Below are 24,366 nucleotides of genomic sequence, written 5' to 3'. Positions count from 1 at the left end.
CTATGAGAACAGGCGTGTGGCTGATTGGCGCGAGAGGAAACGTCGCGGCAGTTTCTGTGGTGGGTGCGAAGGCAGTTGCGAACGGACTCACAGACACGACGGGAATGGTGACCGCACGCGAGCCACTGTCGGAACTCGACCTGCCAGGGGTCGACGAGCTGGTCTTTGGCGGCCACGATATCCGCACACAGAGTATCACCGAGACCGCACGGGCCGCGAGTGAGTCCGGCGGCGTCCCGCCCGCCGAGACAATCGATGCCGTCGAGAGCGAGCTCAAGGCAGTCGACGACCGAGTCGAGACCGGAACCGCGATAAACTGTGGCCAGGCAGTCGGCGACCTCGCGAGCGGGGACGCGACGACCGACCAGACCGTCGCCGAACTCGTCACGGCAATCGGTGACGACTATGCCGCCTTCGTCGCCGACCACGACCTCGACCGGCTGGTCGTCGTCAACGTCGCCTCGACGGAACCACCTATCGACAAGCCGGAGCGATACGACACCCTCGAGGCCCTCGAGACGGCAATCGACAACGACGACCGCAAGCTGCCAGCGAGCGTGCTCTACGCCTACGCCGCGCTTGATTCGGGCCATCCCTACGTCAACTTCACGCCGAGCACGGGCAGCAATCTGGGCGGACTCTGCGAGCTTGCGAGCGAACGCGGTGTCCCTCACATGGGCCAGGACGCAAAGACAGGCGAGACGCTGGTGAAGTCGGCGCTGGCACCGATGTTCGCGGGCCGGAACCTTCGTGTCCTCTCCTGGGAAGGACACAACATCCTCGGCAACACCGACGGGCTGGTGCTCGAGGACGACGACAACAAGGCCGGGAAGGTACAGAGCAAGGACGGCCTGTTAGAGGAGATTCTCGGCTACGAGACCCAGAGCCGCGTCCGCATCGATTACACGCCCTCGCTTGGCGACCGGAAGACCGCTTGGGACCACATCCACTTCGAGGGCTTTCTCGGGACCGAAATGAAACTACAGTTCACCTGGGAAGGGTCCGATTCGGCGCTTGCAGCGCCACTCGTGTTGGACCTGATCAGGCTTATCGCACACGCCGATGAACACGGCGAGAGCGGCCTGCAGCCACAGCTCGCCTCGTTTTTCAAATCGCCGCTTTCCTACGAGACACACGACCTCTCGCGCCAGCTCGAACAACTCCGACGCTACGCACACCAGTACCAATGACACGAGAACGCCACACCGACACGGCAGGACGCGTCATCGTCCTCGACGTGGTCGGGCTCGAACCGGACCACATCGACGAGAACCTCGCACCAAACATCGCAGCGCTGCTCGACGGGAACCCAACGGCCCCGCTCGACCCACCGTTTCCGGCCGTCACGCTGCCCGCACAGACGACGCTCGCAACGGGACAATCACCCGCCACACACGGCGACGTCGCAAACGGCGAGTACGACCGCGCCACAGACAGCGTCGCCCTCTGGGAGCGCGACCGTGGCGACCGGAATCGAATCTGGGAGGCCGTCAGCGACGAGACCGACCTCACCACGGGCTCGCTCTTTTTCCAGCACCTCATCGGTAGCTCCGCCGACGTAGCGGTGACGCCCTCGCCAATCGAAGACGAGGACAACAATCTCCTGGAGATGAACTGCTGGACGAACCCCGACGATTTCTACGAGACCCTGGAGGCGGAGTACGGTCACTTCCCGCTGCACAACTACTGGGGGCCGACGGCGAACGAACAGAGCAGCGAGTGGATTCTCTCGGCCGCACGCGAGTCCATCAAGCGCCACGATCCCGACCTCCTGTGGGTGTATCTCCCCCACCTCGACTACGATGGCCAGCGCCACGGCCCGGATTCGCCGGAGCTGCGCGACGCTATCGGCGTCATCGACGAACTCGTCGGGGAGTTCCTCGACTGGCTCAGAAACCGCGAGCGGTGGGAAGAGACGGCGGTACACGTCGTCAGCGAGTACGGCTTTCACGCCGTCGACACGCCGATATTCCCGAACCGCGCGCTCCGTGAGGCGGGGCTGTTGTCGGTCACCGAGGGACGGGAGGGCGGCGAGGCCGTCGACCTCCCCGGCTCCAAGGCCTTCACGATGGTCGACCACCAGGTCGCCCACGTCTACACAGACGACGCGACCGAGCAGGCCCGAGACGCACTCGCGGACCTCGAAGGCGTCGAGCGGGTGCTGACCGGCGAGGCGAGAGCCGAGTACGGCCTCGACCACCCAAACAGCGGCGACCTGGTGCTCGTCCCGGAGCAGTCCGGCTGGTTCCAGTACTACTGGTGGGCCGAGGACGACGACGCGCCGTATTACGCGACGGAGATGGACATCCACGAGAAGCCCGGCTACGACCCGTGTTCGCTGTTTTTCGGTGACGACGGACTGGTTACGCTCGACGCCTCGAAGATGGGTGGCTCACACGGCCGCACCGACGTATCGGGCGTCTACGGCATCGGCGGTCCCGCTGCGCCCGAGGGGACTCTCGACAGCGTCGATGCGCGTGCGGTCGCACCGACAATCGTCGAGACCCTCGGCGTCGCCGATGCGATTTCGCTGTCGTTCGAAATCCCTGCTGCGTTCGAGTGAGCGCCGGTCTGCCGTGCTACAGGGGGTCACGAACAGCTTAAGCCTGCTGGCCGCGAAGCTTAGCAGACTATGATGGTCGGGCACGCGGCACTGGCGTTTGCATTGGCTGCCACAGCGGCCGCCAGTCTCGGCCTCTCTCGTGAGCGCGCGCTCGCAATCGGCGTCGCTGCCGGCGCGTTCGCGGCGGTGCCCGACGTAGATATCGGTTACGCAGTCGTCGGGCTGACGACGCTGCTTCGAGACGGCGGTACCTTTCCGGAGGTCTTCTGGGAGACCGGCAACACAGTCCACCGCGGCGTGACCCACTCACTGCTCGTCGGCGGCACTGCGGCGACGCTGTTCGGGTTCGTCGCGTATCGTGGATGGCTCCGACTCGTCGGCGCGGTCGGCGGCGCGGCGCTCGTCGTCGCGGCAGTCCCCCTGTTTGGCACACTCGAAGCAGCGGTGTTGGCTCTGTTTGTCGTCGCTGGTGTCACCGTGGCACTCCTCAGTCGGTGGTGGGGGCTGTCACCGCAGGCGACGCTTGCAGCCGCGCTCGTCGGTGTGCTCAGCCATCCGTTCGGTGACCTGTTTACTGGAAGCCCGCCAGCACTGCTGTACCCGCTCGACATCCGACTCCTACCGGAGCGGCTGGTGCTGTCGAGTGACCCGACGATGCATCTACTGGGGACGTTCGGACTCGAACTGGGGGCGGTGTGGCTCGCGGTGACGGTCTACCTGGCGCTGAACGGTCGGCACGTCCTCGGATACGTCCACCGGCGGGCAGTCCTCGGTGCGGGCTACGTCGGGGCCGTGCTCGCGCTTCCGCCGCCGACGCTGTCGGTCTCGTATCAGTTCGTGTTCAGCGTGCTCGCGGTCGGACTGGTCGGTGTCGTCGACGTGCCGGTCCCGGACCTGCGCACGCCACAGTCACGCCGCGGTGTCGCTGTGACGGGCCTGGCCGCGGTCACGATAGCCTGGCTAACCTACGCGGCTGGCTATCTCGTCGTCGGGTAGCCCGAGGCCGAGACGTTGATACTTATATACCGGCGACTCCGCAAGGGAGATATATGAGGGTGACAGAGCGTGGGTCGGGGTCTCCCCGAATCGCCGTCGTTGGCGGGATTCACGGCGACGAGCCGGCCGGCGAGCGCATCGTCGACCGACTGGTCGAGACGGCGACCGTCGAGGAGGGAACACTGCAACTGATTGTCGCGAACGAGCCGGCACTGAAGGCGGGCGTCCGATACACGGAGACAGACCTCAACCGAACGTTTCCGGGCGATATCGAGGACGACAAGTACGAGAGCGCGCTTGCACCACGGCTCGTCAGCGTACTCGAGGGTGCGGACGCGATTCTCGCGCTCCATACCTCCCAGAGCGCGCCGCCGCCGTTTGCTATCTACAGCGAACTCACGGAGACGGTCCGACGAAGCGTGACGGGGATGCCCGTCGAGTACGTCGTCGATGCGGGGAATCTCCGGGATACGACACTCGACTCGACGCTCCCGAACACGATTAGCCTCGAAACCGGCAAGCAGGGCAGCACCGACGCCGTCGAGTTCGGGCTCGAAGCCACCCGCGATTTCCTCCGGGTACACGGTATTCTGGCCGGTGAGCCGACCTACACCGAGACGACAGTCGCCACCGTCGACGAGGAGGTGCCCAAAGGCGCGGGCAAGCCCGAGGTGTTCTACGAGAACTTCGAGGAGATTCCGGTGGGCGAGGTCTTCGCCCGCGACGACGAGTACACCCACCGCGTGACCGCTCCGGGAACGGTGCCGGTGCTGGCGAGCGAACACGGCTACGAGGATATTTTCGGCCTCTACGGGCGCATTACCGGGACTATCGAGCCGCCGGCGTAACGCGAGGCGGCGGGGGTCGGTCAGTCGTCGGCAGCGACCGTCTCGCCGTGGCTCACCTCGTCGCCGAGCAGTTCGAGGAACTTCGCGAGCCACTCGGGGTGGTCAGGCCAGGCCTGCCCAGTCACGAGATTGCCGTCCCGGACGACGCCGTCGACCCACGAACAGCCTGCGGCCTCGACCTCGGCCCGACAGGCCGGGTAGGCGGTCATCTCGTACCCCTCCAGTACGTCGGCAGCGGCGAGTATCTGTGGCCCGTGACACAGCGCCGCTACGGGCTTGTCGGCCTCGAAGAAGTGCTGGACCGCCTCGATGACCGCGTCGTAGGTCCGGAGATACTCTGGTGCCCGGCCGCCCGGGACGACGAGGGCGTCGTAGGCCGTCGGGTCGACGTCGGCCATCGTCGCCGTCAGCTCGAAGTTATGCCCGCGCTCTTCGAGGTAGGTCTGGTCGCCTCTGAAGTCGTGGATTGCCGTCTTGACTGTCTCCCCCGCCTCTTTTTCGGGACAGACGGCGTCGACGTCGTGTCCCACCATCTCCAGGGCCTGGAACGGGACCATGATTTCGTAGTCTTCGCCGAAGTCACCCACTATCATCAGGATGTCTTTTCCCATGTGTAACACCGTGCTAGAGTATTGCTCCCACAGCAATAAAACGGGAGGTCGCCAGAAGATGCCTATACAACGGCCGGTCGCGCGCCGTCACTCGTCTTGAGATTCTCTCAAATCTAGGCGTGGTGCAAACGAGTCATACGCCTCGTCGCTCGAGACGATAGTGTCACCGTCGGACTCAACGAGATGGAGCGCATCGAAGGGCGTAAATCCGTGGTCTTCGACGTACGTTGCGGCTGTGAGGACTGTATCCACGTCACCGCGCACCTCAAGGAGGGCAGCCGTATGTGTGATGACTCGCTCCGTATCTCGCCCTTCGCGGTATGCAACCATGAGAAGTTCGATGAGCGTGAACTGAGATGTCCATAGTTCGTCCTGATGCTCGCGGTAGACGGCCTCTGCGGCGTCACCCAGCCAGTCTTCGTCCTTGATGAGCGCCAGCAGGAAGTCTGTCTCTGCGTACATTCAGCGTCCGGCCCCCTCCAGCGCCTCGCCGCGTGCTTCCTGGCGGAGTTCCTCTGCTGTCTTCTGGACATCCGCGAACTCGGAACGGAGGGCATCAAGCGGCTCGTCCTCGATTGGAACGAGTTTGATTCCGTCGTGAAGTTGGACGATGCGGTACCGTTCGCCGTATCGCTCCCGAACCTCTTTGGGAAGGGTCAGACGTCCACGCCCGTCCAGCGTTGCTTCGGACATGTTCTACTCTAACGTGGGTAGAAATATGAATATTCCCATATTTGGATAATTACACACCTGTCTGTGCACGCCTGTTTGTTGACCGTCAAGAGACGGCCTCGGTACCGCGGTCGTCCGGAGACACTGGAAGTGTTGCGTGCCAGAGTGTGTCTACTTCCGCCGCGGTACGCGAACCCTTAACCTCGGGGACGGCTAACGCAGAGACGAATGGCAACGACCGAGGGAGACACGCTCGACCGCCCGCTGGTGAGCGCTGGCTTTCTAGAGGACCGTGAGTACCAGACGACGCTCGCCGACCGGGCGCTCGATACCCACACGCTGGTCTGTCTCCCGACGGGACTTGGCAAGACAACCGTCTCCCTGCTCGTGACGGCTCACCGACTCTCGCAGGCCGGCGGCAAATCCCTCCTGCTCGCGCCGACGAAACCCCTGGTCACCCAACACGCCGATTTCTACCGGGAGGCCCTGGAAATTCCGGACGACGAGATTGTCGTCTTCACCGGCGAGGTGCGCCCGGACGACCGGGCGAGCCTGTGGGAAGATGCACGTATCGTGATTGCGACGCCACAGGTCGTCGAGAACGACCTCGTCGGCAATCGGGTCTCGCTTGCCGATGTGACCCACTGTACCTTCGACGAGTGTCACCGCGCGACCGGCAACTACGCCTACAACTACATCGCCGAGCGCTACCACGACGACGCCGACGACCCACTGGTCACGGGGATGAGCGCCTCGCCCGGCGACGACGAGGAGGCAATCCTACAGGTCTGTGACAACCTCGGCATCGGGAACGTCGAGGTGATGACCGAAGACGACGCCGACGTAGCGCGATACACCCACGAGACCGAGGTGGAGTGGAAGCGCATCGAACTCCCCGAGACTGTCGAGGAGATTCGAGACGCAATCGAGGCCGTCGTCGAGGACCGGATGCAACAGCTCGTCGAGATCGGTGTGACAAACTCGACGAATCCCAGCGTCTCCGAGCGCGAGATACAGAAGATACAGGGGAAGGTCCAGCAGCTGATGAACAGCGACGATTCGGCGGGCTACGAGGGGATGAGTGTCCTCGCGGAGGTGCGCAAGCTTCGGACCGCCCTCACCTACGTCGAGACCCAGAGCGTCGAGTCCTTCCGGCGGTACATGGACCGCCAGCGCGAGGCTGCCCGCTCGTCGGGTGCCTCGAAGGCCGACCAGCGGATGGTCTCGGACCCGAACGTCAAGAAGGCCGTCCGCCTCGCCGAAGAACACGACGACCTCCACCCGAAGTTCCGGCGGGCGCGGATGCTGATTGCCGAGACGCTCGGCATCAACGGCGGTGACCGCGTCATTGTCTTCACCGAGTCCCGCGACACCGCCGAGACGCTGACCGACTTCCTCGGCGAACACTTCAGCGTCGCGCGGTTCGTCGGGCAGAGCGACACCGACGGCAGCGACGGGATGACCCAGACCGAACAACAGGACACGCTCGAACAGTTCCGTGCCGGCGAGTTCGAGGTGCTCGTCTCGACCTCCGTCGCCGAGGAGGGACTGGACGTGCCAGAGGTCGACCTCGTCCTCTTCTACGAGCCGGTGCCGACGGCGATTCGCTCCATCCAGCGCAAGGGCCGGACCGGCCGCCAGACCGAGGGTCGCGTGGCCGTCCTGCTGGCCGAGGACACCCGCGACGAGGCCTACTTCTGGAAGGCCAGACAGGACGAGAAGAAAATGGAAGACGAACTCCGCCTGCTCAAAAACGCTGCCGGTGACATCGAGTCACGCCTCCGTCCACAGGTCGGGCTGAGCGAACTTCCAGATGAAACGGAGGGGGTCGACGGCGAGAGCGAAGCGAGTACAGGCAGCGAACGCGCGGATGAACGAGACGGCACCAAGACAGACGACGAGAGCGGCCAGGCCGGGCTGGATGCATTCGCCGGCGACAGTCCCGACGAATCTGGGAGCGCCGACGTGAACGACACGGAAACGGGGACAGACGAGGAATCCGGCAACGAAGTCCTCGCCGAGGCAGCCCCGGACGACGGCACCGCCGAACTCGTCGTCGACCAGCGAGAACTCGACTCGACAATTGCCAGAGACCTCTCGACGCGGGAGGGTATCGAGACGCGCCTGGAGACGCTCGAAGTCGGCGACTACGTGCTCTCGGACCGCGTCGTCGTCGAGCGCAAGGCGGTCGAGGATTTCCTTGCGACGCTGACCGGCGGCGACCGCTCGCTGTTCGAACAGGTCGGCGACGCGAGCCGTCACTACGGCCGCCCACTCGTGATTATCGAAGGCGAGGACCTCTACGGCCGCCGGAACATCCACCCGAAGGCGATCAACGGCGCACTCGCCTCGCTCGCGGTCGATTTCGGGGCCAGCGTCATGCAGACCGGGAGTGAGGAGGAGACTGCCGACCTGCTGGAGGTGATTGCGACCCGCGAGCAAGAAGAGGAGGACCGCGAGGTGAGCGTCCACGGCGAGAAGCAGTCAAAGACGCTGACCGAGCAACAGGAGTACGTCGTCGCCTCGGTCGCAGAGGTCGGTCCCGTGACCGCTCGCTCGCTGCTCCGGGAGTTCGGCAGCGTCGAAGACGTGATGACCGCCGACACCGAGGCCCTCATGGAAGCCGAGGGCGTCGGCGAGGTGACCGCCGAACGGGTTCGGGAGGTCGTGACCAGTTCCTACACCGGGCAGTAGCTGATTCTCGGATACGTTACCGCCGGGCGACCGCCCGCCAGTCGAGGACCTGCTCGAAACTGTCGACCTCCGCGAGGAGTTCGTCTTCGACTGTGAACTGGTCGAGTGTAGATGCCTTCCTCCGTCAGTCCAAGTGGACAAGCGGCGAGGTCTCGCGGACGAAGAATACCCAGTCGAACCCGTCGAGGTCACGGCAGTTGTACTTCACGGGGTTGTCGCCGTCAGGAGTGCCGCCCCAGATGTCGTGTCGGCGTGGCTTGGCCCGGAGCCACTCCCGAGTCGACGAGTCGTCATAGAGGTCGTCGATCGACAGGGAGAACACCGGCTCCTCAACCTGTCGGAACACGGCCGGAATCGACCCCGATGGCGGTTCGGGAATGGGGTACTCGGCGACATCACCCGTCTCGCCGTCCAGCGCGGCCACCTCGCCACCACCGAGTTCGAGGCCGACCGGACAGTACCGCTCCCCGTACGAGTCGGCGAGCCACTCCCCCATGGGCAGAACGTCGACGTCCCATTCGTCGATGACGCGTCTGCCACGGGCGATATGACCGTTGTGGCCCCACAGGACGACCGGCCCTGCCGAGCGGTCGTGAATCCACTCGACGTTCTCGGCCATCATCTCGTCTCTGAGTGCCGCCCGTCCCTCGCGGTCACGCTCGTGGGCCTCGAGTTGAACCTCGACGAGGTGGAGTCGGTGTCGGACGTACTCGTACGCCTGGCGCGACGTCGCCTCGACCCACGCCGACTCGTTGGCGTCGACCATCGGCGCGAGCGTCGAGTGTACCCGTCGTGTGCTTTCGAGCAACGCCTGGCGCTCGTCGTCTGTACCGTAGCCGGCGGTCATGATGTCGAGGTCCTCGCGGAGGGATGCGTCGACATCAGCACCAACCCGGTCGAGATACGGCTCGATTTCGTTGGCCGCGGCCTCGATGATGGTCGTATCGAAGCCGTAGACGTGGACGCGGTCCTCGGGCGGGCGCGAGACGTTGAACGACTGCAGCCACTTGAAGAGGTCGACCATCGTCTCGGTTTTGAATGGGCGATAAATGTCTATCTCCGCGACGAGAGATCGGATGTCACCCTCGCCGGCGGCGACGAGTTCGTCGACTCGATGCAGCGGGTCGAACGGGGCCTCGAACCCGACCGCACGAACTCTGAACTCCTCGACGAGGAGGCGGATGAGCCGAAATCGCAGGTCGAAGAACTCCTGCGTTCCGTGTGAGGCTTCGCCCAGTCCGATGACCGTCGCATCGTCAAACTGGGAACGCAACCCGGCAGGCAGTTCCGTGACCGTTAGTTCGCCCGCGTTCGGGAGCGGAGCAGCCAGTTCCGAGAGTGACGAGAGAAGACTCTCATTTAGCTCAGACATAGCACTACCCTCCTATACGAGGGGAAATCATAATACGTCCGATATAATCCAGACGGCCTGGCTGTATAAGAACCGGCGTCTTTCCGGTAGAATTATCACGTGTCGTGAAAATTATCCGTCAACGGAAGTCGACCGATGCTCCGCTAAATTCCCTTCTCGTGTTCGTTTCGCCGTCCCGTATCGGTAGCCAGTGACGGGACCAGACGCCGGTCTGACGACACTCTTCAGTCGGTATAGAGAACGATTCGTCGACACGTCCCGTCACCTCGTGGCTGCACCAGCATCACCAGCAATCACCAGCAGATACCACCGACCCATGAATCTACCAGCACGCACGGAAATCGACCCAGCGCATCGGTTCGACCTGACAGCCATCTACGAGACGCCCGACGACTGGAACCGCGCCGTCGGGGAGTTGCTCGACCGACTCGACGACCTCAAATCGCTCGCCAGCGAACCGCTCTCGTCGACTGCCGACCTCGAAACGTTGCTCGACGCCGTCGCGGACTGTTTCGAGCGCAAGCAGCGTATCGAGTTGTACGCGACCCTCGCCGCGAATGTCGCGACCGACAGCGACGCCGCCGCCGACCGGAAACAACAGGCAGAGCGAGTCACAGAGCGCTTCGAGCCGGCGGTCGCCGCAGCACTCCGCCGAATCGAGAGCGCAGACCAGTACATCGACGGGCTACCCGAGTCGGACCGGTGGTACGCCCGAAACCTCCGACGGCAGGCCGGGCACGTCCGCAGCGAGGCCGTCGAGGACGCGCTGGCGGCAGTCGAACAGCCCCTGGGAGCGTCCTCCCGGGTCGCCCGGGCGGCCCGGCTGGAGGACTTCGAGCCGCCGACTGTCGAGCGTCCCGACGGCGAGACTGTCGAGATACGGTACGGGAACCGCCGAGCAGTCCTCTCTCACCCTGACAGGGAGTTTCGCCGACGCGCCTTCGAGGTCTACCACGGCCGCATGGACAGCTACGAGCACACACTCACGCAGGCCTTCGCCGAGAAGCTACAGGCCGCCCGGGCAAAGGCCTCGGTCCGGGGGTACGACTCGATTCGCGACTGGGCGCTGAGCGGGCGCTGTTATCCCGAATCCGGGCTGGCAGCGTCACTGCCCGAGAAGGTCCACGACACGATGGTCGAAACAGTGCGCGACAACCTCGACCCGCTTCACCGCTCGCTTGCACTCCGACAGCAGCGGCTCGGGGTGGACGAACTCCGGCCCTGGGACCTGGATGTGTCCATCGCCAAGAGTGAGCCACCGGAGCTGAGCTACGACGACGTGAAAACACACATCCTCGCTGCACTCGAGCCGCTGGGCGAAGAGTACGTTGAGCGCGTCGAGCGATTCTTCACCGAGCGGCGAATCGACGTCTACCCCACCCAGGACAAGCGGACCGACATCCCGGCGTACTGCCCCTCCTCGGCGGGAGACGGGGCGTACATCCTGGCGAACTTCAAAGAGGACGTGCGGACGGCGTTCTATCTCTGTCACGAACTCGGACACGCGATACACGTCGACCACCACCGAGAGGGACCAGCGCGGTACGCAACTGCACCCCGACCGGTCGAGGAGATACCGTCGATCTTACACGAACTCCTGTTGGTCGATCACCTGCTGGCCGAGGGCGGCGCACTCGCCGACGCCGCCCAGAACCGACTGCTCGAATGTATCGGCGGAAACCTCTACAGCTCGGCCCGCTCGGCGCAGTTCACCCACACGCTGGCCGGGTACGTCGAAGACGGGACAGAGGTGACAGTCGACCGGGCGAGGGAGGCCGCAGCGTCGCTTCGCGAGGCGTTCTACGCGCCGGTCGCGTTCGGCGACCAGCCCGGCCGGAACCTCCCCGTGAGCGGCATCCGGGAGCCGTACAGCAGCTACCAGTACGTCCTCGGAGCGACGGGTGCGCTCGCAGTACACAGCCAGCTTCGGGCGGGTGAGCTTTCGCCGGAGCGCTATCGCGAGTTCTTCCGGACGACAGGTCGACAGGACTCTGTTGGGCTGTTCGAGACGCTCGGCTGTGACATCCAGACGGAGGACCCCTTCGAGACGGCGGCCGAGACCTTCGGGGAGTACGTCGACGACTTCGAGAGGTAGTCGTTCCGAGGGCCAAAATATTATACAATCGAACGACCATCACCAAAGCATGTTACAGAACGACCGCCGAGTGGCAGTCGGTTGCTGGGTGCTCGCCGGCCTGCCGATTGTGGCAACGTTCGTCCAGGCGTTGCTCGCCCTCGTCGGGATTGAAGCGGTCAGTATTCCGGTAATCGGGGAGCTCAAACAGACACTCGATACTGTCGAAGTGTTCGACGCGGCTGGAGTCGTCTTCAGAGATAACGACGTAGCCGTGTTCGGGCTGTTCATTCTGGTTGCGCTCTCGTGGCTCGCTGTCGCGGTTGGGATGTTCGTCCTCGAAGACCGGCAGTTCTCGTATGCGGCTGCCGGCCTCGTGACCGTCTTTCTCGCGCTGTTTTCGCTCGTGTACTCGCCGCTGCTCTGGGAGGGGGTGCCAGCGCTCCAGCTTGTCGGCTTCGTCACAATTCCCGTGGTCGCCGTCGGGTCAATCTGGGTGAGTGTCACCGCCTACGAGTGGACGGTCACGGTAGAGTCAGAGGTGCGTGAACTGCTCACCGAGGCGCGTGAACAGGCCGAGCAGGCTCGCCTGGAGTTCGAGGATACCGTCAGAGCGGCGGCAGACGCAAAGACGCTCGACCAGTTGTCCGAGGGAGCGCCGCGTGCGGTGTCGGCCTTCGACGAGACCACCGAGTCCTTCGAGACGACCTGTTTAGAGATACAGGATGAGGCTGATCGCCTGCTCGCCGGGGGCCAGCCCGGGAGTCGAAATCAGCTCCAAGAGGCGACACAGCTCCGTGATGAGGCCGACGCGCTCGCCCCACGTGACCAGGCACAAAGCGCTCTCGACCAGTTCCGTGCCGACCTCGCACAGGAGCTTCGCACCGAGTACGGAACGCTGTCTGTGCGCTCCGAGTACGGACAGCAGTACGCGGTTCGGAACATGGGCGGGTACAACGAGCTGTCTGTCCCGGATCTACAGGGGCCGCCGGTTCAAATCGGCGGGAGCGCACACGAGCTAGGCGAGCGGCTGGGGGAGGCTGTCGACAGCGGGACGCCGCTTCCGGATATCGCACTAGCTGTCGAGCAAGCGAGAACGCACATCGAGTCGATGCGCGAGGAGGTAGAGCGACACGAGTCACAGTTCGCCGGCAGCGTCGAGGCCGTCGAGACGGCACTGTCGGACACGGAATCAGCGCTATCACGGGTCGAGGAGACTGTCGCCGACCGGCTCGGTGAGATGCTGTTCGAGAGCCGGTTCGGTGACGAGGAGCCGCCGTTTCCCACAGAGGTTGCGATTCGAGAGCGCCTCGACGAGGCGAAGGCGGACCTGCATAACTGTCGGTTCGAGCGCGCGCACCGGTCGGCTGAGGAGTGTGCGAGCGACGCAGCGCAGATAAAACAGATCGGGGTCTTCTTCGCCAACAGCGTCGCCCCGACAATCGAACACGGCTCGGGCTCGATTCCGATTCCGACCGATGTCGGGGCCGACGTCATCGGGAAGATGGGAACGGAGATACGCCAGGCCTACGACGTTCAGTACACCATCGAGGGCGACACGCTCAGCATCGACACCGCAGACGAACAGACGACGGTCACCGCAGAGACCACAGAGACGACGACCCAGTCACGGAGCGGCGGACCACCACCGGAGGACGTTCTCTACCTGCTCCGCGAGCTCGACCGAGCGGCAAACGAGGGCGAGCCCTCCGAGACGGTCACCATCCAGCTCGGCGAGTACCCCGAGAAGTTCGCGGCCGGCGAGGTGACCGATGCGGTGGAATCGTTCTGTGCCCGCCAGACCAAGATTGCCGAGGTCGAAGCGCCCGACGCCGAGCCGGGCTACATCAAGCTGGTTGTCGACGACAACGAGAGTCCGAGCCGCGTGCTCTCGGAGCTCTGTGATCGATACCGCGAACAGTTCGGGTGACCGGCCGTCTCGTGGCCTGTGAACGGAGAGGCGCCGACAACAGGGGAATTATTATCAGCGGCGACGCACAATAGCTCTCACATCACGATGCCCAACCGCTGTAAAATCTGTACAAACGAGATAACCGAGGGGCAACTGCGTGACCACCTCATCAACAACCACGGAGGGCACGCAGCGTCGGTCGAACGGGCGTACCCGGAGCTGTACGGGGAACTGTTCGTCGACGGACAGCTCCGTGAGGACGTGCAAGCGCCGCCACCGGGGCAGTCAGATGGCGACACCACACCGCCGGGAGACCGACAACAGGCCGAAACAGCCGGCGGCACTGACACGCCGTCCGGGAGGGTGCGAGGGTCGGCCGGGTCCGGCCCCACGAGCGGACAGAGTCGCTCGCCGTCTCGCACACAGTCGACTGGCCGGGCCGACGACCAGAGCCGTGGACGGGCGAGCAGAGGATCGATTGACAGGGGAACCTCGAAGAAGTGGCTCATGGTCGGTATCGGTGGGGCCGGCAATCATATTCTGGATGCCATCTTGATGCGGCGGGACACGCTCATCGAGCAAAACCGGGCGCTTGCAGATGTCTGGGAGGGCGGGATTGCGGACTATCTGAACCTGAATACGAACCGTAGCGAGGTGTACGAGACCTACTACGCACAGATAGATAAGGAGTACTCGCCGGAATCGCTGGTCTCGAACTGCATGATCGGGCACAACCAGCACGCCTACTCAGGTGCCGGCCGGGACTGGAAGCGGGGCCGTGACTTCATGCAACACGACTTCGAGGACGAGCAAAACGCCTTCGTCGAGCGGTGGGATGTCGACCGACAGAGCCTCGGCGGCGCACAGGCTATCATGCTGATTCACAGCGTCACCAAGGGAACTGGCTGTGGCGCGACGCCAGTACTCGCCGATAACCTCCGCGAGATGCTCGAATCGTCGGGGCCGGACGGACGGGGTGCCGGCGTCAAGCCGATACTAAGCTCTGTCGTGTTGCCGAGTCGAGACGAGTTCGGCGGCAGCGAGATGGTGCGTGGCGTCATCGGCATGGCGCGGCTCTCGAAGGCGGCCGACGGCGTCCTCCCCTTTGACAACGCACAGCTCGAACGCATCCGCTCTGACCTCGCAGTCGATATCGACCGACAGTGGCTCGAAACGTACAATCCGCCGAAATACGAGGATATCAACCGTCTCCTCGTTTCGTTTTTCGAGGGATTCACCATGTCCTCAACGCCGATATCGTACGACGCATCGGCGACCAAACGCATCAGCGGCGATGTCTTCGACGTGCCCGACAGCATCCGCCCGGCAGTACAAAAGTATCCCGTCGACAGCGAGCTGGACTACGACCCGGCGGTCGTGATGGTGCCCGTGCTGGGCCGACACGACTCCCCGACCGACGAGAACGACCTCGACACGCTCGTGCGCTCGACGCTGTTGCAGGGACAGTTCATCGACTTCGAGCCGGATACCGCCTGGGGCGGGACGTTCATGATATACGGCCCCGAAGAGCAGATGGACGACCTCTCGCCGCTGTTGATGGACAACCAGCTCAAGCGTATCCTGGGCGGCGAGGACTTCCTCGACCGTGGGTCAACCGGGCCCGGAGAGTCCGTCGACGTCTACGTCGACCAGCTGGTGGTCCCACAGGTCGACTCCGTCCACCTCTGGGGGCTGGTCTGGAACCCGCAGCTGCCGACGCTGAACGACATGTACGAACACGCCGAGGAACTCGTCAGCAACAGCAACAGCCGACAGGCGAAGGCACTCGACGACATCTGGAACTACGTCGAGCCGGTGTTCGGACACCTCGGCAGAGAGAACATGGGATGAGTACCCGGAAAAGCTAAGGCTACCCCAGAACAGTCTGGCATATATGGCGATTTGTTCGAACTGTGGGGAGACTGCTGGCCCGGGGCGGAGCTACTGTCCGTCGTGTGGCGCAGAGCTTCCAGAAGAGGGGGACGAACCGGCAGAGAGAGAACCCCGTGGACAGCAAGGAAACGGCGAGTCGGACCGCTCACAGCCCGACAGGGAATCACACAATGGGGGCGGCGAGAGCGACCGGCGAGAGTCGCCGCGTGCATCTGAACGCCAGTCTGGGACGCGACGCGGCGGGCGCGGGTCGACACCCGGAGACAGATCTCAGGGAGGTGCCTCCAGAGACGCGTCGAGCCAACCGAACAGAGACGCCCACTCCGGGTCCTCAGAGAGAGATACACCGAAGCCGCGACAGCCGGGTCAGAGCCAGCAGTCCGGCGAGTCCTCAGAGAGAGATACACCGAAACCGCGACAACCCAGACAGAGCCAGCAGTCCGGCGGACAATCCGGCGCGGGTGGGAATCGAGGTGGTGCCGGGTCGGGTGGATCGCTGCTTGGCACATCCGGACAGGCCCCGAGCGAGCCAGACGTGAACGATATCCTCTGGAAAATCGGCTGGAGCCCGATCAAGACCATCGTCGGATTCGGGGTGTTGTTTGTCATACTCGCCGTCGGTATGGAGATGGAGGGCAACGGCATCGGCGGCATGACGGTCGTTGGGCTGGTAATCGGTTCGGTCGTCTGGTACTTCGGCGTCAGAGAGGTCAACGAACATTACGCGGCGTTCCGAGACGCATTTTTCGCAAGCTCGGCGAATCGGGCCGAGAGTCGCCTCGGTATCGACAGAACCGAGGTCATCGACGCGTTCAATTTCCGTTCACACAGCGGCAGTTCACCGTTCCTGGTCGAGCCATCGAAGAACTATCTCGCTGACCATATGGTCCTCTCGGATGTCTCCGTCTCGGTTGATCTGGACAGCGAGTACAACATGAAGGGCCGCGACGAGAAGAACACCGGGACAACGATAAATATCTACTACGACAACATCGAGACAATCACGACCAACGACGAGCTAGGCGTGACCAATCTCCGCATCGTCACCTCACGGGGCGAGAACATCAGTGGTCTCGGGACAGTCGACCAGCGCGTGGCCGAAGAGGCTCAGGCCCGCCTCCGCTCGAAGATGCGCGACGAGCGCCGTGCACGGCGCTGAGCACCAAAACGACAGGAAACATGAACAGACAGACACAGACAGACAGGCCGCTTCTCACCGACGGAGGCGACCGACAAGGGAGGGCAGCACCGCCAGAGGATATCCTCGCGGCACCAGCAAACCAGCTCGGAACCGAGCCACATCCACAGGACGTTACCCAGGCGGTTGTGTCGCTGCTGGACGCAGCGGAGACACTCGTTGACGATCTCGACCAGCCCGAACAGTACGGCATCGACCAATCGGCGGGAGAGGTCGAACAGCTGACGGCACTCGCCGAGGCCGTCGAGATTGGAGAGCTCTCGGTGGGGACGGAGTCGAAAGATCGGTCCAGTAGCGCTACGCCGGACCACGCACAGCCGCGTGGACTACAGGACGACCTCCGGGACGTCCGTGAGCGCCACACCGTCGACTCCGGCACCGCAGGCCAGTTACTCGACGATCTGGAGAGTGCATCCCAGGATGGGAGCGGCCGGCTCGCAGCAACACTCGGCGAGACAGTCACGGAGCTCGACCGCCACCGACAGCTCACCCGTGCGCTTGGCTCACTCTCGGTACGACAGGAGCCCCGCCGGCTCGGTCGCGAGCTGACACAGGCCGTCGAGGGCCTCGGCGGCGACGGCGCTCGGCAGCTGTCGAAGGTCGGCCAAACGTTGGAGACGACAGCAGACGACCTCGAAACCTACCAGCGCGACTACCGACAGCTCGCAGAGACGGCCGACGAGATCTGCGGGACGGCAGCGACCCAGACGGCGTGGACGGCCGACACAGACGACCCCGAGCAGGCGGCCACGCAACTCGCCGCAGATCTGGCCGAGGAGGCGGTGTGGTTCGCCGACGAGTCGGCCAGCGTCGCCCGGTTCGCTGCGAGTGTCGACGCGGGCGATGCGCCCCAGAGCAAGCCGTCCCGGGAGTTTCTCCGCGTGCTCCAGAACGTTCACAGCGTCGAGGACCGACATGTCACCGAGGCAATCACCGACGCGGTCGAAGCAATCGACCGGACAGAGACAATCACGACACGTCTCGACGGGGTTGACCCTGAGGCGGTCAAACAGACAGCTGATAGGCTGCTGTCGGACCTGAGCACCCTCAGCAGCACGGTCGTCCCGCATCTCCGGGAGCGCATCGCGGACATCAAAGAGACCGCCCAGCGGTCAAACGACGCTGATCTGTTGACGCTGTATGCCTCCCGCCAGGAGCTGCGGTACTACGACCGCACGCTCATTCCACAGCTCGCAGAGCCGACCGACGACGATGACGAGACTGGCGAACTCGAAACGCAGATCAAGGAGGTCGATGACCGTCGGTCCGAGATGCGGCAGTCGTACCCCTCGGAGTACCCAGACTGCGATCACACCATCCCGATATATTTCTTCGACCTCGCATCGACGCTGCTCGAAGACGCACGCGACCGCCAGGCGCAGGGAGAGTTACAACAGGCCGCGGCGCTGGCCGACGCCGCCGAGCAGGTACTGGAGTGGGTTGAAGGGCTCTACGAGACCCACTCCTACTTCGTCCTGCTGAAGGAACTTCGCGGTTGAGCACGGCGGACAAATACCGGCCCTGCCTCAGCACGTAGTTTTATACGAGTGGCCTATTATCAGTTGAATAATGCCGTACTTATTCGTGGGCACGGGACAGGCAGGCAGTGCGATTGTTGACGAGGTTTTCGGGCACAAGAACATATCAAAGATCGCACACCCAATTGTCTTCAACTCGACAATCCGCGACCTACAGAACCTCTCGAACATCGAGTCAGACCGGTGGTACGGGGTCGCAGAGCAACACGGGCTCATCAGAGGGGGGACGGCGGGGTTCGAGGAGCGGGTGACCGGCGGCTTCGGACGGAACCCCGTCCAGGCTAACGAGGTAATGCGCCAGCACCGTGATGAGGTCTGGGACGTACTCGACGAACAGCTCGGGGAGGCAAGCGTCGACGAGGAGGAAATCAGCCAAGATGCCGACATCCCGTTTGCGTTTGTCTGTGTGGGGCTGGGCGGCGGTACTGGCTGTGGTATCTCATCACATATCGCCGACGAGATCAGACAGTACACGAACGGCGTCACGCGTGTCATCGCAGTCTGTGTGCTGCCGAACACGCAGGGGCCGGTCGGGGAGGACGATATGGAGGCGACACCGAGTCGTCAGGCCTGGAACGCGCGGTACGGGCTGGACCGAATCGAGGACGCAGCCGACGGTGTCGTGCTCGTCGACAACCAGCGTCTTGCCTATCACAACGCCGCCGAGGGGCAGTTCACCGAGTATAACCGCTTTGTCGCGGACAGTATTGTCGACCTCGTCTCCGGTCCGATTCTCGAACGTATCGACCGGAGCGAGTACGACGTCGACCCACCGATTATCGACCTGCAAGACATCATCACGTCGCTGTCGCTGGAGGGGACCGGACAGGCTGATACGACGGGGTATGCGTCGCTTGCGCGGTCGGTGATGATGACCCGCTCGCTGCCGGGGTATCTGCTCCCTTTCGTCGGCCGTCAGGAGATTACCGCGACGGACCTGTGGGACAGGGCGCGGCTGAAACAGAGCCTCGAAGACGCCGAGATGGAGGAGATGGAGAAGGGAATTGGTCTCCTGCGGGCACCCAGCAGGTACATCCGAGATAGCGACTACCGCATCGACACCTCGAAGTTCCGCTCGATGCTGACGATGCACTGCAACGAGGTGAACCTGGGTGTCACGCTCACGAAACGCAATCTCGCATCGTTTACCGCGTTGCTCACCTTCCCCCGCGAAGAGATCACCCGAATACAGGAGATCGAGCGCCTTGCCGAGGAGTACGAGACCGAAAGCGGCGCACCGACGGCAGACACTTCCCCAACCGGACAGGTCGGCCAAGGACCGCCCGGCGAGGGGGTGCCAACGGGCGACCAGCCCGCGGAGGCACGAGGTGATGGAAACGCATGAAGAGTGCGGCTGCGGTAGTGGCCGCCGGGCTGGTACTCGTCGGACTGGTCTTTCTCGGGGGAACAGCAGCCGGCGAGGGCGGCAACACCATCGCCGAAGCAATCGATACCGCCGAGTCCGTCGAGACAGGGCTTGAAGTTGCCTCGGATACGACGACACAGCTTCTGTCGGGTGCGGCCGTCGGGACGGGAGTTGGCTTACTCGTCGGGAGCGGCGTGACGTTCATCTACTGGCGGAGGGAGCTACAATGACGCGACGTGGCCTCATGCTGTGTGTGGTACTCGTCGCGTTCCTGGGCGCGGCCGGAACCGTCTCTGGGACGCAAGCAGCCGAGGCGCCGTGTTCGGGTCACAACAACACGACAGTCGTCGGCGTGACACCCACGGAAGAGATACACAACGAGACCGTCGTGCTCTATCCCGGCAGCGAACTCTCGGTCGTTGTCTGTGAGAACAACACCCAGGTGAGCCGGGAGAACGGCTCGTGGACCCTCGAGGAGTCGGGCGCATACGAGATCGAGGAGCGTGACTCCGACGTCAGGATACGGAAAACAGCAACCGGAAGCGTCAATCTAACCGAGGCCGTCAGCGGAGTCGATCCGGTCACGGGCCCCACAATCGAGTCGCCCGACGAGACGGTGTACGATGGTACTGGCCGACTGCTCGACTCGCAGTTGCGTCTGTATAGCATCAGCGCACGGGAACAGCTTGACGACAAAGAGAACGCTTTCCTGGAGACGAGGGCGGCGATAACGAACACGACAGAGCGACTCGATACGTTCAACATCTCTGCGGACGCCGACCCCCAGGCTGCGGCCGACTACGCGGACATACTGCGCAACCTCACGGACGTACGGGGCGATCTACTGAACGAAACGGCAGCGGTGGAACGCATCCTCTATGAGCAGGCACGAAAGAACCCCCAGCCCGAGAATACGACGATGGCGATGAATACACTACAAGAGAAAGAGAGCAGTGTTGTCACACAGACAGATCAGGCGGCGGCGGAATCGCTCGCAACGCTCGAAGCCGTCAACAGTGAGATACAGTCGACAGTCAGACGGAACACCGGTCTTGGACTGCTCGGCGGGCTCCTCGTCGGCCTCCTGGCCGGCGCGGTCATCCCTTGGCGCAAGGGGAAGGAAGTCGATGACTTCCGCCAGATGAGCAGCAAAAACACCCTCACTCTCGGCGTGTTGACGGTGCCGTGGGTCGCCGGCGCGGTACTGCTGGTCGCCGGGCTCGCCGCGCTTCTCGTGTTCGACATCCTGGGGGTGGTAGTGTGAAACCGCGCTACCGGATGGCAATCGGCATGTTCCTGCTCGTCGTCGTCGCCGGTGGGGCGAGTGCCGGTATCTTCTACGTCGAGGGATCACAGGCCGCCGTCTACGCGCAGGTGGCGATTATCCCGTTGCTCGTCGTCGTCGGCTATCTCTGGGTCAACCAGACGATACAGTCGACCGGAACGAGCCGGACCGAGTTCGAGCGACGGAAGGCCCGCAAGCTGGGTGAACAGTTCAGCGATGTCTGGCAGCTCGCACAGCGTATCGAGACAGAGTATCCAGAGGGAATCACCGCGGCCGAGTGGGAGGAGCTCGAACGGTACGTCGGCGATCTCGACTCGAACGGCATCGCCTTCGACCCCGATTCGGGTACTTTCGATGTCGGCAGCCGCAACCTCGGCTCGCTTGAGGACATCAACCGGCTCGAAAACGAGATGGGCGATCTTGACGGCTGGGTGCTCGCACAGGTCACCGAGAACATCCAGAGCCGCATCCGGGAGGTCAACACGACGCTCGAACGGCTGAGCGGGCTCGTCGCAGACCCCTGGACGGTCGACCCTGAGACGGTTCCGGCAGGCGGACCCGACCGATACGACACTACACAGTCCTGGCAGGAGGTCGGGGGGTATCTCGACGACTGCTACCAGGCCGCCGACGAGGTCGTCGAAGACGCCTGTGGCGCGCTCCAGGACGCGCTGACGAGCACCGACAGCGCCTCACAGGAGGCCGAAGAGTTGCTTTCAGATGCGCGCCAGGCCGCGACTGGTCGCCGGTACGACGCGGCTGTCGCTGACATTCTGGACGCGCGGGATATGGTCGAACGCGACGCCGCGACGACATTCGATGACCAGCAGTCGGCCATCGAGGCGCTGTTGCGGACCGCCAGCAACAAATCCTTCGACCGGTATCTCGGGCCGAGCTATCAGGAGGAGCTCGACGGCTACGCCGGCGAACTCAGGTCGTTCGACGACGCAATCGAAATCGCGGAACTCCGGCGCGTCCGGGACGCCGTCCGAGACACCTGTCTCGCCGTCGTCGAGGAGCTAGAGGGACAGCTCGACGAGGCAATCGACGCGCTTGAGGGGGCAGACGTGCCCGACGGCTGGTACGAGCGGCCGCCCGCGGCCGAGACCAGCTTCGTGCAGACGCTACGCTCTAGTTCGGATATCACGGCGTTTCGCTCGGAGTTCGACACGGCGGCCGACAGCCTGCTGTCGGCACTGGAGGCGGTCAAGCCGAAAGCAAGCGTCGTGACTGGGTTCGACCGCGTCGAATCACAGATCACCGAGACGCTCCGGACAGAGGGGAGCGTGACCGGTGCGGACCTCCCCGTCTCTGACCTCGAAGAGCAGTTCCTGGGGCTGTACTACCGAAAGCATATGGACGAGGTGGATTTCGACCCCAACGTGCCACAGCTGGTGATGGCCGGCGGCGGCGAAGAGTACACCGTCGACGTGAGCGTCGCGTTCCCGGAAGGTGGGCCAGAGCGGGAGGTGACCGTGACACTCTCGGGGTCGACCACGCGCGAGAGGCGTTGTCGGACGCCGTTGGTCGCTGAGGCCAGCTTCGAGGAAGTGCCCTACGGCGAGTACACGCTCCGTGCCGAGCCGGCTGACGACTCCTACGGGTCGGTCGAGCGGACGGTTACCGTCGACGACGACATCAGCGTGGGCCTCGAACTGGCCGAGGTTTCGCTGCGCGACAAACTCTGTGAGGGCGTCGACATCGACATCGACCAGATTCTCCCGACAATCTCCTCGCGGTTCGAGAGCCGATTCGAGGAGGAGAGCTACCTGAGCACCGAAATGTCGTTCCCCGTCGACAGCGAGTACATCCCGTGTCTGCTCGCTGTCTGGGCACAGCGGGAAGGCCACGACGCGACCCGCCACGACGGCAAGGTCATCGTCTACGATACGGAGCGGCTCCGCAAGGAGATCGAGAACGTCATCCGGTACAACCTCGACCCCGGCGAGTCGAAAAGTTACGACGCGTTACGGGGTAACTTTTTGTCCGCGCCAGTATCAGACAGCACTGTGCAAGAACTCGTTAGGGGGTCGAGCGAGCAGGATGTCGTCGCCGTCGAACCGACCCAGCTCACGAAAGAGGAACAATCATGATGTCAGAGTCAGGTGAATTCACGCGGTGGGCCGTCATCGCCTCCGGCGAGGGAGGCGGCCGAATCGCCTCGCGGTTTCTGGAACGGACAGACAATCCCGGCATCGAGGACCGTATCCTGCTAATGAACACGAACCGGGCCGATATCCGGAACAACGTCAACCGGATCGCGAGCGCGGTCCCAATCGACGCCGAGGAGATTACACAGAAGTACACCGTCGACTTCGGCCCCAAAGATGGGGCCGGGAACAAGTTCCACTGGGGTGAAGAGAACATCCGCCAGGAACAGGGCCGTGTCTTCGACGAGATCGAGGCCGCCGAGATAGACGAGGCCGACGCCTTCCTCTACATTACGACGCTCGGCGGCGGCACTGGCTGTGGCTCGGTGCCGTATCTCGTCAACTCACTACGGGATGCGCCGCCCACAACCTCCTTTGAGAACATCACCCACGTCACGCTCGCGGCGTGGCCGTTCGACTACGAGGGGGCACAGATGCACTTCAACGCGATTGCGGGCTTTGCGCGGCTGTTGAACTGGTACGACGGCTCCCAGACCTCGGATATCGTGCTCATCGCCGACAACTCCCATCTCGCTGAGGAGGTGGCCGAGAACATGTCTGGTATCTCGCAGTCGGGCGGACTCGGTCAGAAAGACGCGGTCAACAGCGCGCTGATGAAGGTCATCGACATGATGATCGCCGCCGGCCGGGAGACGTTCGGGACGACAGATGTCATCGACATCATGGCCTGGCCCTCCCAGCGGAACACCCGTCATCTAACCCCAGGGCTGGCACTCGACATGGAGACCATCTACGACCTGGAGATGCCTTTCGACCTGGCGGCCGAGAACACGTTCGCGCCAATCGACCCGACGACAGCCGAGGGCGTCATCGCCGTCGTCAGAGCGCCGCGGTCGGAGATTGGCCAGCGCGAGCGGTTTACCGAGCCGGGGGTAATGAAGGCCCTCGACAGCTGGCTCGAGAAGAACGGGTTCGACCAGGACAGTACCATGAAGATGAACACACTCACGCCGACCGACGAGAAAACCGACACCTACGACGTGATGTTGCTGTTTACCGGGTTCGATGTCGAGCCGCTGCTGGAGAAGTCGATGCCGAAGTTCGACGCGCTGCTCGAAGGGTCACAGGATGGGCAGTTCATGTCGAAGTTCGACGACCCGATGAAGGATTACACCCGCCAGGACTTCCTCCAGCTCAAGCAAAATCTCGAAGCGTATCTCAACGACTAGGACC

General features: G+C 63.5%; 19 protein-coding genes. 15 read left to right on the top strand and 4 right to left on the bottom strand.

Annotated features, from left to right (window positions below; all coding sequences use genetic code 11):
* The first annotated feature begins 2 nt into the window (after positions 1-2).
* From OSC37_RS09580 to OSC37_RS09565, 4 genes are all read left to right on the top strand, one after another.
* The gene (locus tag OSC37_RS09580) at positions 3-1,190 is read left to right on the top strand and encodes an inositol-3-phosphate synthase (protein WP_267161249.1); all 1,188 of its coding nucleotides are present in this window, start codon (positions 3-5) and stop codon (positions 1,188-1,190) included.
* Positions 1,187-2,563, top strand: a complete 1,377-nt coding sequence (locus OSC37_RS09575; protein WP_267161248.1) for an alkaline phosphatase family protein — start codon at positions 1,187-1,189, stop codon at positions 2,561-2,563. The genes OSC37_RS09580 and OSC37_RS09575 overlap by 4 nt, the downstream gene beginning before the upstream one ends.
* Before the next feature lie 69 nt (positions 2,564-2,632).
* Positions 2,633-3,559 carry a metal-dependent hydrolase gene (locus OSC37_RS09570; RefSeq protein ID WP_267161247.1) on the top strand — a complete coding sequence of 309 codons (927 nt, stop codon included), beginning with the start codon at positions 2,633-2,635 and terminating at the stop codon, positions 3,557-3,559.
* 53 nt (positions 3,560-3,612) lie between these two features.
* Complete coding sequence (locus OSC37_RS09565) at positions 3,613-4,407, top strand: M14 family metallopeptidase (RefSeq protein WP_267161246.1); 795 nt, start codon at positions 3,613-3,615, stop codon at positions 4,405-4,407.
* A 20-nt stretch (positions 4,408-4,427) separates the two neighbouring features.
* Here OSC37_RS09565 and OSC37_RS09560 read toward each other — a convergent pair whose 3' ends face one another.
* The 3 genes from OSC37_RS09560 to OSC37_RS09550 form a co-directional block, all read right to left on the bottom strand.
* The gene (locus OSC37_RS09560) at positions 4,428-5,018 is read right to left on the bottom strand and encodes a DJ-1/PfpI family protein (RefSeq protein WP_267161245.1); all 591 of its coding nucleotides are present in this window, start codon (positions 5,016-5,018) and stop codon (positions 4,428-4,430) included.
* Positions 5,019-5,105: 87 nt separating this feature from the next.
* The gene (locus OSC37_RS09555) at positions 5,106-5,480 is read right to left on the bottom strand and encodes a type II toxin-antitoxin system VapC family toxin (RefSeq protein ID WP_267161244.1); all 375 of its coding nucleotides are present in this window, start codon (positions 5,478-5,480) and stop codon (positions 5,106-5,108) included.
* Positions 5,481-5,711 carry an AbrB/MazE/SpoVT family DNA-binding domain-containing protein gene (locus OSC37_RS09550; protein WP_267161243.1) on the bottom strand — a complete coding sequence of 77 codons (231 nt, stop codon included), beginning with the start codon at positions 5,709-5,711 and terminating at the stop codon, positions 5,481-5,483.
* A 207-nt stretch (positions 5,712-5,918) separates the two neighbouring features.
* Here OSC37_RS09550 and OSC37_RS09545 point away from each other — a divergent pair, with 207 nt between their 5' ends.
* Positions 5,919-8,384: a DEAD/DEAH box helicase gene (locus tag OSC37_RS09545; RefSeq protein ID WP_267161242.1), complete on the top strand. Its 2,466-nt coding sequence runs from the start codon at positions 5,919-5,921 to the stop codon at positions 8,382-8,384.
* A 124-nt stretch (positions 8,385-8,508) separates the two neighbouring features.
* Here OSC37_RS09545 and OSC37_RS09540 read toward each other — a convergent pair whose 3' ends face one another.
* Complete coding sequence (locus OSC37_RS09540) at positions 8,509-9,756, bottom strand: erythromycin esterase family protein (protein WP_267161241.1); 1,248 nt, start codon at positions 9,754-9,756, stop codon at positions 8,509-8,511.
* 316 nt (positions 9,757-10,072) lie between these two features.
* Here OSC37_RS09540 and OSC37_RS09535 point away from each other — a divergent pair, with 316 nt between their 5' ends.
* From OSC37_RS09535 to OSC37_RS09490, 10 genes are all read left to right on the top strand, one after another.
* Positions 10,073-11,851 carry a M3 family oligoendopeptidase gene (locus OSC37_RS09535; protein ID WP_267161240.1) on the top strand — a complete coding sequence of 593 codons (1,779 nt, stop codon included), beginning with the start codon at positions 10,073-10,075 and terminating at the stop codon, positions 11,849-11,851.
* Positions 11,852-11,900: 49 nt separating this feature from the next.
* Entirely contained in the window at positions 11,901-13,760 is a 1,860-nt protein-coding gene (locus tag OSC37_RS09530; RefSeq protein ID WP_267161239.1) for a hypothetical protein, read from the top strand.
* Positions 13,761-13,847: 87 nt separating this feature from the next.
* Positions 13,848-15,593, top strand: a complete 1,746-nt coding sequence (locus OSC37_RS09525; RefSeq protein ID WP_267161238.1) for an FtsZ/tubulin family protein — start codon at positions 13,848-13,850, stop codon at positions 15,591-15,593.
* Positions 15,594-15,636: 43 nt separating this feature from the next.
* Positions 15,637-16,794: a zinc ribbon domain-containing protein gene (locus tag OSC37_RS09520; RefSeq protein WP_267161237.1), complete on the top strand. Its 1,158-nt coding sequence runs from the start codon at positions 15,637-15,639 to the stop codon at positions 16,792-16,794.
* Positions 16,795-16,814: 20 nt separating this feature from the next.
* Positions 16,815-18,332: a hypothetical protein gene (locus tag OSC37_RS09515; protein ID WP_267161236.1), complete on the top strand. Its 1,518-nt coding sequence runs from the start codon at positions 16,815-16,817 to the stop codon at positions 18,330-18,332.
* Positions 18,333-18,402: 70 nt separating this feature from the next.
* A complete protein-coding gene (locus OSC37_RS09510; protein ID WP_267161235.1) occupies positions 18,403-19,716 on the top strand; it encodes an FtsZ/tubulin family protein in 1,314 nt (437 codons plus the stop codon).
* Positions 19,713-19,967 carry a hypothetical protein gene (locus tag OSC37_RS09505; RefSeq protein ID WP_267161234.1) on the top strand — a complete coding sequence of 85 codons (255 nt, stop codon included), beginning with the start codon at positions 19,713-19,715 and terminating at the stop codon, positions 19,965-19,967. Before OSC37_RS09510 ends, OSC37_RS09505 begins: the two co-directional genes overlap by 4 nt.
* A complete protein-coding gene (locus OSC37_RS09500; RefSeq protein ID WP_267161233.1) occupies positions 19,964-21,001 on the top strand; it encodes a hypothetical protein in 1,038 nt (345 codons plus the stop codon). Before OSC37_RS09505 ends, OSC37_RS09500 begins: the two co-directional genes overlap by 4 nt.
* Complete coding sequence (locus tag OSC37_RS09495; protein WP_267161232.1) at positions 20,998-23,115, top strand: hypothetical protein; 2,118 nt, start codon at positions 20,998-21,000, stop codon at positions 23,113-23,115. Before OSC37_RS09500 ends, OSC37_RS09495 begins: the two co-directional genes overlap by 4 nt.
* On the top strand, positions 23,112-24,362 hold the full coding sequence (locus OSC37_RS09490) for an FtsZ/tubulin family protein (protein ID WP_267161231.1): 1,251 nt from the start codon (positions 23,112-23,114) through the stop codon (positions 24,360-24,362). Before OSC37_RS09495 ends, OSC37_RS09490 begins: the two co-directional genes overlap by 4 nt.
* The last annotated feature ends 4 nt before the right edge of the window (positions 24,363-24,366 follow it).

The organism is Halovenus salina, from assembly GCF_026410925.1.
GTDB lineage: Archaea > Halobacteriota > Halobacteria > Halobacteriales > Haloarculaceae > Halovenus > Halovenus salina.
This window is presented reverse-complemented; position numbering and strand designations above follow the sequence as displayed.

Coding starts and splice junctions, on each gene's coding strand:
- OSC37_RS09540 (WP_267161241.1), bottom strand. CDS start 9,756: ATGTCTGAGCTAAATGAGAGTCTTCTCTCGTCACTCTCGGAACTGGCT.
- OSC37_RS09555 (WP_267161244.1), bottom strand. CDS start 5,480: ATGTACGCAGAGACAGACTTCCTGCTGGCGCTCATCAAGGACGAAGAC.
- OSC37_RS09510 (WP_267161235.1), top strand. CDS start 18,403: ATGCCGTACTTATTCGTGGGCACGGGACAGGCAGGCAGTGCGATTGTT.
- OSC37_RS09525 (WP_267161238.1), top strand. CDS start 13,848: ATGCCCAACCGCTGTAAAATCTGTACAAACGAGATAACCGAGGGGCAA.
- OSC37_RS09520 (WP_267161237.1), top strand. CDS start 15,637: ATGGCGATTTGTTCGAACTGTGGGGAGACTGCTGGCCCGGGGCGGAGC.
- OSC37_RS09535 (WP_267161240.1), top strand. CDS start 10,073: ATGAATCTACCAGCACGCACGGAAATCGACCCAGCGCATCGGTTCGAC.
- OSC37_RS09550 (WP_267161243.1), bottom strand. CDS start 5,711: ATGTCCGAAGCAACGCTGGACGGGCGTGGACGTCTGACCCTTCCCAAA.
- OSC37_RS09545 (WP_267161242.1), top strand. CDS start 5,919: ATGGCAACGACCGAGGGAGACACGCTCGACCGCCCGCTGGTGAGCGCT.
- OSC37_RS09505 (WP_267161234.1), top strand. CDS start 19,713: ATGAAGAGTGCGGCTGCGGTAGTGGCCGCCGGGCTGGTACTCGTCGGA.
- OSC37_RS09570 (WP_267161247.1), top strand. CDS start 2,633: ATGATGGTCGGGCACGCGGCACTGGCGTTTGCATTGGCTGCCACAGCG.
- OSC37_RS09500 (WP_267161233.1), top strand. CDS start 19,964: ATGACGCGACGTGGCCTCATGCTGTGTGTGGTACTCGTCGCGTTCCTG.
- OSC37_RS09490 (WP_267161231.1), top strand. CDS start 23,112: ATGATGTCAGAGTCAGGTGAATTCACGCGGTGGGCCGTCATCGCCTCC.
- OSC37_RS09515 (WP_267161236.1), top strand. CDS start 16,815: ATGAACAGACAGACACAGACAGACAGGCCGCTTCTCACCGACGGAGGC.
- OSC37_RS09575 (WP_267161248.1), top strand. CDS start 1,187: ATGACACGAGAACGCCACACCGACACGGCAGGACGCGTCATCGTCCTC.
- OSC37_RS09530 (WP_267161239.1), top strand. CDS start 11,901: ATGTTACAGAACGACCGCCGAGTGGCAGTCGGTTGCTGGGTGCTCGCC.
- OSC37_RS09565 (WP_267161246.1), top strand. CDS start 3,613: ATGAGGGTGACAGAGCGTGGGTCGGGGTCTCCCCGAATCGCCGTCGTT.
- OSC37_RS09580 (WP_267161249.1), top strand. CDS start 3: ATGAGAACAGGCGTGTGGCTGATTGGCGCGAGAGGAAACGTCGCGGCA.
- OSC37_RS09560 (WP_267161245.1), bottom strand. CDS start 5,018: ATGGGAAAAGACATCCTGATGATAGTGGGTGACTTCGGCGAAGACTAC.